General features: G+C 50.0%; 10 protein-coding genes, 1 tRNA gene and 1 pseudogene. 4 read left to right on the plus strand and 8 right to left on the minus strand.

Annotated features, from left to right (window positions below; translation table 11 throughout):
• Nucleotides 1-242: 242 nt before the first annotated feature.
• The 4 genes from H6G45_RS17140 to bchI form a co-directional block, all read right to left on the minus strand.
• On the minus strand, nucleotides 243-770 hold the full coding sequence (locus H6G45_RS17140; RefSeq protein ID WP_190599611.1) for a GIY-YIG nuclease family protein: 528 nt from the start codon (nucleotides 768-770) through the stop codon (nucleotides 243-245).
• 99 nt (nucleotides 771-869) lie between these two features.
• The gene (locus H6G45_RS17145; RefSeq protein WP_190599612.1) at nucleotides 870-1265 is read right to left on the minus strand and encodes a single-stranded DNA-binding protein; all 396 of its coding nucleotides are present in this window, start codon (nucleotides 1263-1265) and stop codon (nucleotides 870-872) included.
• A gap of 154 nt (nucleotides 1266-1419) precedes the next feature.
• Entirely contained in the window at nucleotides 1420-2637 is a 1218-nt protein-coding gene (tyrS, locus tag H6G45_RS17150; RefSeq protein WP_190599613.1) for a tyrosine--tRNA ligase, read from the minus strand.
• Nucleotides 2638-2790: 153 nt separating this feature from the next.
• Complete coding sequence (gene bchI, locus H6G45_RS17155) at nucleotides 2791-3864, minus strand: magnesium chelatase ATPase subunit I (RefSeq protein WP_190599614.1); 1074 nt, start codon at nucleotides 3862-3864, stop codon at nucleotides 2791-2793.
• A 232-nt stretch (nucleotides 3865-4096) separates the two neighbouring features.
• Between bchI and H6G45_RS17160 the strand changes: the two genes are divergently transcribed.
• The 3 genes from H6G45_RS17160 (at nucleotide 4097) to fghA (ending at nucleotide 6146) form a co-directional block, all read left to right on the plus strand.
• A tRNA-Arg gene (locus H6G45_RS17160) sits at nucleotides 4097-4169 on the plus strand.
• Nucleotides 4170-4197: 28 nt separating this feature from the next.
• On the plus strand, nucleotides 4198-5307 hold the full coding sequence (locus H6G45_RS17165) for an S-(hydroxymethyl)glutathione dehydrogenase/class III alcohol dehydrogenase (protein WP_190599615.1): 1110 nt from the start codon (nucleotides 4198-4200) through the stop codon (nucleotides 5305-5307).
• A gap of 8 nt (nucleotides 5308-5315) precedes the next feature.
• Nucleotides 5316-6146 carry an S-formylglutathione hydrolase gene (fghA, locus tag H6G45_RS17170; protein WP_190599616.1) on the plus strand — a complete coding sequence of 277 codons (831 nt, stop codon included), beginning with the start codon at nucleotides 5316-5318 and terminating at the stop codon, nucleotides 6144-6146.
• A gap of 81 nt (nucleotides 6147-6227) precedes the next feature.
• On the opposite strand, the gene H6G45_RS17175 is transcribed toward fghA, so the two are convergent.
• The 4 genes from H6G45_RS17175 to H6G45_RS17190 form a co-directional block, all read right to left on the minus strand.
• On the minus strand, nucleotides 6228-6566 hold the full coding sequence (locus H6G45_RS17175; RefSeq protein WP_190599617.1) for a hypothetical protein: 339 nt from the start codon (nucleotides 6564-6566) through the stop codon (nucleotides 6228-6230).
• A gap of 28 nt (nucleotides 6567-6594) precedes the next feature.
• Nucleotides 6595-7251, minus strand: a complete 657-nt coding sequence (locus tag H6G45_RS17180) for a PAP/fibrillin family protein (protein ID WP_242018225.1) — start codon at nucleotides 7249-7251, stop codon at nucleotides 6595-6597.
• Complete coding sequence (locus H6G45_RS17185) at nucleotides 7244-7558, minus strand: cupin domain-containing protein (protein ID WP_190599618.1); 315 nt, start codon at nucleotides 7556-7558, stop codon at nucleotides 7244-7246. Before H6G45_RS17185 ends, H6G45_RS17180 begins: the two co-directional genes overlap by 8 nt.
• Before the next feature lie 126 nt (nucleotides 7559-7684).
• Entirely contained in the window at nucleotides 7685-8974 is a 1290-nt protein-coding gene (locus tag H6G45_RS17190) for an acetylornithine/succinylornithine family transaminase (protein WP_190599619.1), read from the minus strand.
• A 123-nt stretch (nucleotides 8975-9097) separates the two neighbouring features.
• Between H6G45_RS17190 and H6G45_RS17195 the strand changes: the two are divergent.
• Nucleotides 9098-10018 (plus strand): annotated as a pseudogene (locus H6G45_RS17195) (potassium channel family protein); the annotation flags it as partial.
• Nucleotides 10019-10128: the final 110 nt, after the last annotated feature.

Here is a 10128-nt window from a genome sequence, read left to right on the forward strand (position 1 = left end):
TGGGCGAGACTAAAACGTTATGTTTCCCAACTTGTTAGTAAGGGAGAATCGCTAATTTCTGCATTGGATATAGCTTTGCGAGAATTGTCCTAACTATCTCGTTCTTTGCTATAAAACCTCAAAAACGCAATGGCGATCAACAACAGGGTCAGCACAGTCGAGGGCAATAACCCCAGAAAATTTAGCCACATCGACACAATTCTTGGATTCCCTTCATTTTAATGGACGGTTATGGCTGAATCCTAGGTGACGTCCAACAGCCCTTGTTCTTTGAGTTTAGGATTGAAGCGAATTGGTTGCCCCACGCCCCTGGCTTCCAGTTTGGCTAATACTTCAGCCTCTAGCCTACGGGCAATTTTTTTCAGGAGCTTGGGAGTATCTCCTGGTTCACTGACCGCAACGGCAGCGGCCTCTTCCGGAGTCCAATAATCCCGGACGTTGATGGATTCAGCCCAAATTTTCTGGCTATCACCATTTCCAGGGGGATTTTGTCCAGTTAGCCAATGGTTTTGAATTTGAACTAATAGTTGGCGATCGGGGCGGTCGATGGTGTGTACCTTGAGCCCATGGCAATGCTCCGGTTGGCGCACCAAATGCTGCAGTAGGCTAATAGCTAGATTACGGGAATAGCCCACGTACTGCAGGGTCTGATGCTGGTCAAAAATGGCGTAAACCCCAATACGTTTTTCGTAGCTCGGATCAATTTCCCCGGCCTCAGTTAGAAACGGTAAGGGATTGAGATCAGCTAAATCGGGAAGGGAATCCGCCATTGTGGAAATTTTAGGTTTAACGAAAAAATCTGACTGAGCATAGCTAACGTGAACTACCCTTCTCTGTAAGGGAGGAAGGGGAATTCTACGGCATTTTTGTTAAAAGGGAATATCGTCAGTACCATCGTTGGCATCGACAGGCTCAAACTCATCTGAGGGGGGGGAGAATGGCCCATGCGCAGTGGCGTTGCCGCTATCCAGCAAACTAATGCGGGAGGCAGTCAGCTCGGCCCGTTTTTCCTTAAAGCCTTCCTGCCGCTCCACCATGTTCATGCCCAAGCGCCCTTCAATAATTAGGCGATCGCCTGGGTGGTAGGTTTCTTTAATGGTGTTGGCCAAATTTCCCCAACCAACCACTTTCAAACTTTCCTTGGGGGAATCATCCCTTATACCGGGGAACTCCACTAGGAATTCACAGACGGGGGTTTGATTTTCTTTGGTAAAGCGCAATTCCGGCTCCCGAATGACGGTGGCCATTAAAACAAAATTGTTCATGGGGGCGATGACCTAAATTCTAAGGTTGGGCAGCAATTGGTTGAATCTTGATGAATCGGGCAGGAATGGGTAGGATTGACCGGTCAAATCAGCTCGGCCCAATTCTACCTCGATCGCCGACGGAGAGAGTAGTCACAATCTACTATTTTAGTTGCTAATTCACTGTGAAGCGAATAAATTTTTTCTTGCCTACCTGGAGTACTTTGCCGTCTAAATCCTGCGGTTGTTGGTATTCCTGGTTAACATCCCCCAGGCGATCGCCATCTAAACGCACGGCTCCTCCCTTAATTTGACGCCGACCCTCACTACTACTGGGGCATAGGCCGGTGGCACTAAGGAGATAGGCCAATTTAACCGGAAAAGCAACTTCCCCTAGGCAAAATTCCGGCACACTGTCCGTATTGCCCGCTTTCCCCTGGGTAACAATCGCCTCCGCTGTTTCCTGGGCGGCGATCGCCCCTTCCATTCCATGAAACTGACTGGTAACTTCTTTGGCTAAAAGTTTTTGGCACTCCCTCGGATTATCTGGTAGTTGACCCAGATCTAACTTAGTCAGTAACTCAAAGTATTCCCCCAGCAGGCGATCGGGGGTTTTTTCTAGCTTGGAATACATGGACAAGGCATCTTCCTGTAAGCCCACATAATTGTTCAGGGACTTAGACATTTTTTGTTGTCCGTCTGTCCCCAACAAAATTGGTAATAGCAAACCGAACTGGGGCGTTAGGCCAAAATGCCTTTGTAAATCCCGACCGACTGCAATATTGAACTTTTGATCGGTGCCACCCAATTCCACATCGGCTTGCACTGCCACGGAGTCATAACCCTGCATTAAAGGGTAAAGAAATTCATGTAAAAAGATGGGATTTTCCTTTTGGAAACGTTCCGCAAACCCCTCCTTGGCCAACATTTGCCCCACCGTCATCTTGGCCAGCAACTCTAAGATTTGGGATAAATCCAATTGGGACAACCACTCCGAGTTGTAGCGGATTTCCAACCTTCCAGGGGTATCAAAATCTAAAATGGGTCGCAACTGAGCCAGGTAACTTTCCGCATTACGCTTCACTTGATCCGCCGTTAACTGTTTCCGCACCTCCGATTTTCCAGTCGGATCACCAATTTGGGCCGTGAAATCGCCAATAATTACCACCGCCGTGTGGCCGGCATCCTGAAAAGCCCGCAATTTGCGAAAGGGAATGCTATGGCCCAGGTGAATATCCGTGCCCGTGGGATCAATGCCCAGCTTGATCCGCAAAGGGCGATCGCCCTGGATTAAAACCCCCAAATTTTCCAAGAAGTTGTGGGAATCAGCATTGTGGGGAAAAATTTCCGCCGTCCCCCGCCAGAGCCAATCGGGTTCAGAATGTACAGCCATGGATTAACTAGATAGATGTAATTAAACTAAGCATAGGTTTGACCCTCTATGCTCCAGCCCCCTTAATGAGGGGGAAATTTCTAGGAAGGGACGGTTTCACCAATGTTTACCCTCACTTACCCAGCAAAAACTAAAGGGGGAATGCCAAAAAACCTAAACTTCATCGACAATGCCAAAAACTCGTTTAAATACCTTTTCCACCTTACTGCCAGAATCAATGGACTCTAGGGGATCTTTCCGTAAACGATGGCGCAAACAAAGTACAATCACCCGGCTGATGTCATCTACGGTTACTTCAGTGCGCCCCTCAAAAGCGGCGATCGCCTTGGCGGCCCGGTTGGTAACAATGTCCCCCCGTAATCCATCCACATCTAGCTCGGCGCAAACTTCAGACACCTTCACCCGGTAGTCATAATCAATGGTCACCTGGGGAAGCCGAGTTTGGGCGTTAACAATTTTTGCCTGCAACGCTTCCTGTTCCGTTTGATAATGGTCACAGAAGGGCTGGGGATTTTGGTCAAATTCCGTCCGTTGCTCCACAATTTTTACCCGCAGGGCCGGTTCCCTCACAGTGCGAATTTCAGCGTGCATACCAAATCGGTCTAATAATTGAGGTCGCAATTCCCCTTCCTCAGGGTTACCGGAACCAACCAAGACAAATCGGGCCGGATGGCGAATGGAAATACCTTCCCGCTCCACCGTATTCCAGCCCCCAGCGGCGGAGTCCAACAACACATCCACTAGGTGATCGTCCAAGAGGTTGACTTCATCCACATACAAAATGCCCCGGTTGGCCTTAGCCAATAGACCCGGTTCAAAGGCCTTAACCCCTTCTGAAAGAGCTTTTTCAATGTCGATGGTGCCACACACCCGGTCCTCCGTTGCGCCTAGGGGTAAGTCCACCATGGTGACTTTCTTTTTGACAATGGCCAGGGGCTCTTGGCTATCCACCCGGATACGGACTTCCTCACTCATCATTTCCGGATCATGGGGGGAAGAGTTAAAAGGATCGTTGGCCACCACTTCAATTTCCGGTAACAAATCCGCCAAGGCCCTAATGGTGGTGGATTTCCCAGTGCCCCGATCGCCCATGATCATCACACCGCCAATTTTGGGATCAATGACATTGAGCAACAGAGCCAACTTCATTTCATCTTGACCAACGATCGCCGTAAAAGGAAAAACAACACGGCGGGTTTTGCTGGGAGCGGCAAGGGTGGCAGTCATGGGCAAAGGGACAAAAATAAAAAATAATTAAAACTTTTAGATTCCGTGGGACCAGAAATCAAACTTGGCCAGGGGGAATTGAACTCCGCCAAGATCAACCAAGTTTTGGCATTCCATCAGGGGCGGCCAAAATCCGGCCGTTAACCATTTTGACACAAGGTTGGGAACCTGCCTGTAACGGTGAAACCTTAGCCTCAAAAAATATGGGAGAATAGTTTTCAGTAGCAAGCCTGGGTGCGTAGCTCAGTGGATAGAGCATCCGCCTTCTAAGCGGACGGTCGCAGGTTCGAATCCTGCCGCACCCGTTATTCCCTTCAACGTTAAGGATCTGCTATGAAATCCCGCGCCGCCGTTGCCTTTGAAGTGGGCCAACCCTTGCAAATCGTAGAAATAGATGTGGCCCCACCTAAGCAAGGGGAAGTCCTGGTTAAGATCACCCATACCGGAGTCTGCCACACGGACGCATTTACCCTCAGCGGCGATGATCCAGAAGGACTTTTCCCTGTGGTGCTGGGCCATGAGGGGGCAGGAATTGTGGTGGAAGTAGGGGCAGGGGTAACCAGTGTTCAACCGGGAGACCACGTTATTCCCCTCTACACGGCCGAATGTGGGGAGTGTTTATTTTGTCGTTCTGGCAAAACCAATCTGTGCGTTTCAGTGCGGGCCACCCAGGGGAAAGGGGTCATGCCGGACGGTACAAGTCGCTTTTCCTACAACGGCCAACCCCTCTACCATTACATGGGTTGTAGTACGTTTAGTGAATATACCGTCGTTGCCGAAGTTTCCCTGGCCAAAATTAATTCTGAGGCTAACCACGAACACGTTTGCCTCCTGGGGTGTGGCGTCACCACAGGCATTGGTGCTGTACACAATACTGCCAAAGTGCAACCGGGGGACTCAGTGGCGGTATTCGGCCTGGGGGGCATCGGCCTTGCGGTGGTGCAGGGGGCCAGACAGGCTAAAGCTGGCCGCATCATTGCCATCGACACCAACCCAGCCAAATTTGAGCTTGCCAAACAGATGGGGGCCACCGACTGTATTAATCCAAAGGACCATGAGCAACCCATTCAGCAAGTCATTGTCGAGATGACCGGCTGGGGAGTGGACCACTCCTTTGAATGCATTGGCAATGTGGAGGTAATGCGTTCTGCCCTGGAATGTGCCCACCGGGGTTGGGGGCAATCGGTGATCATTGGCGTGGCGGGGGCTGGCCAAGAAATTTCCACCAGACCATTCCAGCTTGTTACCGGCCGCAGATGGATGGGCACAGCTTTTGGTGGTGTTAAAGGCCGTTCCCAACTGCCGGGGATGGTGGAACAGTCCATGCGGGGGGAGATTGAACTGGCCCCCTTTGTCACCCACACCATGGCCCTCAGCGAGATTAATCAAGCGTTTGACCTCATGCACGAAGGCAAATCGATCCGCAGTGTTATTCATTATTAATTCAACCCATGGAACGATTAGAACACCACGCTAGCTTCGGGGGTTGGCAGAGCGTTTATCGCCATCACAGTGCTGTGCTCAATTGCGCCATGAACGTTGGCATTTATCTGCCGCCCCAGGCCAGCAATCAACGTTGCCCAGTTTTGTACTGGCTGTCTGGCCTCACCTGTACTGAACAAAATGCCATCACCAAAGCGGGTTTACAGCAACACGCCGCTAAACATGGACTAATTGTTGTGGCACCGGACACCAGTCCCCGGGGTGAGGGCATAGTTGACTCTGAAGATTATGACTTGGGTATGGGGGCCAGCTTCTATCTCAATGCCACCCAACCGCCCTGGGCCGCCCATTACCGTATGTATGATTATGTGGTGCAAGAACTGCCTAAGTGGGTTGAGGATAATTTTCCCGCCACCAATGCCCGGAGTATTTTTGGCCATTCCATGGGGGGCCATGGTGCCCTGGTCATTGCCCTGCGTAATCCTGGTCGTTATCGCAGTGTTTCAGCCTTTGCTCCGGTTGTTGCCCCCAGCCGGGTACCTTGGGGACAAAAAGCTTTCCGGGCTTACCTTGGGGATGAGCAGTTGAGCTGGCAACCGTGGGATACCTGTGCTCTGATTAAATCTGCCCCGGAGCGGCTACCGCTTTTGGTGGACTATGGGGACGCCGATCAGTTCCTCACCACCCAACTGCGGCCAGAGTTACTCCAAGCGGCTTGCGAAGCAGCTAACCATCCCCTCACCCTCCGGTTGCAACCGGGCTACGACCACAGCTATTACTTCATTTCCAGCTTTATGGGTGAGCATATCGATTGGCATGGAGCGGCGTTGCTAGACTGATGTGTGCCTAATCCTATTGAAAGGAATAAAAAACTTTCTTTTGTTATTGCTATGCCCGAAAAACATTTAAAGCAATGGGCGCTACGGCAAGCCAGGAAAACTATCCACGTACTGAATTTTAACGTCGGGAAATGATTCAACAATTTTAATTTTGGTATCGGGAAAGGAGGTCACAATTTGCCATTGCCCACATTGATTGGGAAAGCTCTCTACTAGTTGCACCTTAAGATTGGGAAAGGCATTGACCACCTGCACTGTGAGATCGGGAAAAGAATCAACTAATTGAATTTTGCCGTAGAGGGGGTAACCATTAAAGCTACAATCGGCGGCGTTGATGCTTTCTTCTGCCCGCATACCAGGATTAATGAAGACGGAGAATAAACAGCTAAAAACTAATATCATTGCCAACTTAGTTTTCATTGCTACCCGCTCCCAATCATAGTTAATTCTATGGGATAACCTCGGACACTTTTGACAAAACAAATAGGCTACCTTCGCCACCCCTGCCAATTCTCAAATCCTCATCAAGATAGGTGATTTCTAAGAAGGGAATTCTTCCCTCCGGCGATCGGGCTGGCACAACTTTGGCTGGATCTAACTGGGGGGTAGCCACACCCATTAGTTTTTGCACAGAAATTATCCTTTCGAGAAATTCCACATTGATGCGTTTATCGGGCAACACTTCCCCAGCCGGTTTGGCAATCTCAAACTTTGCTGTCACTTTGACATAACCTTTAGCCAGGCCGAGGGGATGGTAAACAAAAGCTTGATTTAGAAACGATTGATTGGGGACGTTAATGATTTGATAAATACGGCCAACTTTCAGCCCTAGGGGCAGCTTATCTAGGGATCTAATTTCCCTAGCAGTGGAATAGTTTAGTAACCAATTGCCATCTAGTAATTGGGGTGAGTATAACAACGGTGACAAGTTAGGATTGAGGGCTTCGATCGCCGTTACTAGGGCCTCGATTTGGTTGGAAGTATTTGCCGGTAAAGTACGGTTGGTGAGGGGGGCACCCCGCTTGGCTTTTTGTAGAGGCTGGATCAGTGTGAATAGTTTTTGCTTTAAGGCTTGACGGTCTGGGGCCATGAGTAATTTAATCAAAATGTAAGGCTAGCCAAATGCAGGGTGGTTCATTGCTGGTAAATGTTACCCGATGTTTTTGCCGAGCTGGAATGAGCAGATAATCCCCTTGATCAAGGCTGATCACTGCACCGGTATCGTAGGTTATTTCCGCTTTTCCTTGTAATAATACTACCCATTCTGTACGGTCTTGGTCATACCATTTCCCCTCTGGAGTAATCTGCCCAGTGGAAACAATTCTCTCCAAAGTAATATTCTTATTTTCTAGCAGCAGGTCAAATTGTTCTTGATCCGGTAAGGGATCGGGCAATTGCCACAGGTTTTTCATGGTATAGCAAGGAGCAAAAGTGCCAGTAAGCCCACTAGACTAATGGCTCGATTTTCCAATAATAAACCGCCCCAGACTTAGATTAAAAAACTAGAGCGGTGTGATATTTATTTGACCGTTAACTGATTAAACTAAGGTGGCGATCGCCTTGTGGAGAATTGCCACGGCCTGGGCAATTTCTGCTTCTGTTACCACCAGGGGGGGCACAAACCGCAACACCTTAGGACCAGCGGGGGCTAGGAGTAAACCCTGTTCCATGGCGGCTTTGACAATTTCAATGGAGGTAAGGGAACTTTCGGCGCTAATTTCTAAGCCGTTGATCAAGCCCCAACCCCGGACTTCGGTAAAAAGTGTGGGATATTGATTTTTAATTTCCGCCAAACCACTCCGTAGCTGTTCCCCCCGGGCTTGGACATTATCCAACAGGCGATCGCCCTCGATGGTTTGTAACACCGCTAGCCCAGCAGCACAGGCAAAGGGATTACCGCCAAAGGTGCTGGCATGGTTGCCCGGCTCAAACACGTCACAGAATTTTTTGCACATCATCGCCCCGATGGGAATGCCCCCGGCTAGGCCCTTGGCACTGGTGAAAATGTCTGGCTCTACTCCCAGATGTTCGTAACCCCACAGCTTGCCGGTGCGTCCTACTCCTACTTGCACTTCGTCAAAGACCAGCAAAATATCGTTTTGGTCACAAATGTCCCGCACCCGCTTGAAATAATCCAAATCCCCGGGGCGGACTCCCCCTTCCCCCTGCAACGGTTCCAGGAAAATGGCCGCCACCCGACTATTACCTTCGTCTAGATCCGCCACCTTATTTTCCAGGGCACAGATATCGTTATAGGGCACGTAATCAAAGCCCGGCATGAGGGGGTCAAAATACTGCTGATATTTCGGTTGACCTGTGGCGGTGATGGTGGCCAAGGTGCGGCCGTGGAAACTGGCTTTGGCGGTGAGGATAACGGGCTGTTCGAGGAAATCTAGGACGGTGTGGGCATATTTTCGCACCAATTTAATCGCCGCCTCGTTGGCTTCTGCTCCGGAGTTACAGAAGAAAACCCGGTCCGCACAGGAGTGGTCCACAATCCATTTAGCCAGTTCCCCCTGCTCAGGAATGTAGTATAAGTTTGAGACGTGGTGGAGTTTTTGAATTTGCTCAGAAACTGCATTGATTAGGGCCGGATGGGCGTGGCCGAGGGTACAGGTGGCAATGCCAGCGACAAAATCGAGATAACTTTTGCCCTGGGTATCCCACAAAGTACTTCCCTGGCCCCTGGCGATCGCAATGGGAAAACGCCCATAGGTGTTCATCACATAGGCATCAAAATCTTCAGTTTTAAACTCAGCGGCAGCGGATAGGTCGGTCACGGCAAAAGCTTGGGGTTCGACGGGTTCAACAACAGGGGAATAGGTCACGGGGGGCTCCTAACGCGTTAGACTGGCCAAATTTGGATATGGTCTGCAGGGGTAGGGTCACCCCTCTGAAATAATTGTCTCCTGATCTTAAATCGACTGACCTGTTTTAAGTGAGGTTTTAGGATGGGATTGGGATCACCAAGTCAGGAAAACCTGTTAAATCTGATCGATCGCCAGGGGCGCAGGTTAAGACAGGAATTGATGGCCGGGGCCATTACCCTAGCGGGCTTATTTGTGATCGGCACGGCCTGGTACAGGTACGTAGAAGGCTGGACTTGGTTGGATGCCTTCTATATGACCACCATTACCCTCGCCACCGTCGGCTTTGGGGAAACCCATCCCCTCAGTCCGGCATCCCGTTTGTTTACCATTTTGCTGATTTTGATGGGCCTATTGACCATCGGCTACATGGTAAATCGTTTCACCGAAGCCTTTATCCAGGGATACTTTCAAGACAGTTTACGCCGGCGGCAGGAGCAAAAGGTGATTGAGCGATTGGCAGACCATTACATTCTGTGTGGCTATGGACGCACAGGGCAACAAATTGCCTTTGAGTTTGCGGTGGAAAATATTCCCTTTGTGGTGATTGATGCTTCCCCAGAAGTTATCATCCAAGCAAAGCTGAGGGACTATGCTGTCCTCCAGGGAGATGCTACCTTGGACGAAATTCTCCTGGCGGCCCATATTGAACGGGCCACTTGCATTGTTTCTGCCCTTTCCTCCGATGCGGAAAATCTTTACACCGTGCTTTCCGCCAAAACCCTCAATCCTGAAATTCGGGCGATCGCCAGGGCCAGTTCGGAAGAAGCGGTGCAAAAACTGAAACGGGCCGGGGCGGATGAGGTAGTTTCTCCCTACATTACCGGAGGTAAAAGGCTAGCGGCGGCGGCATTGCGGCCCCAGGTGGTGAGTTTTGTCGATGGCATCTTGACTGGGGCAGATCGGTCTTTTTATATGGAAGAATTTCGTATTGGGGCCCAAGACTGTCCCTACATTGGCCAAACCTTGCGGGAAGCCCAACTCCGGGCCCAATCGGGGGCATTATAGCTAATTAGGATAATTATGAGACGTTAGGCTATGCAGTAATCTTGAATAACCTTATCTATGCTAGTACCCGGAGGTGCGTACATTCTCGCCCTCTTTAATGCACTAAA

Origin of the sequence: Synechocystis sp. FACHB-383, from assembly GCF_014698605.1 — a bacterium.
GTDB lineage: Bacteria > Cyanobacteriota > Cyanobacteriia > Cyanobacteriales > Microcystaceae > Synechocystis > Synechocystis salina.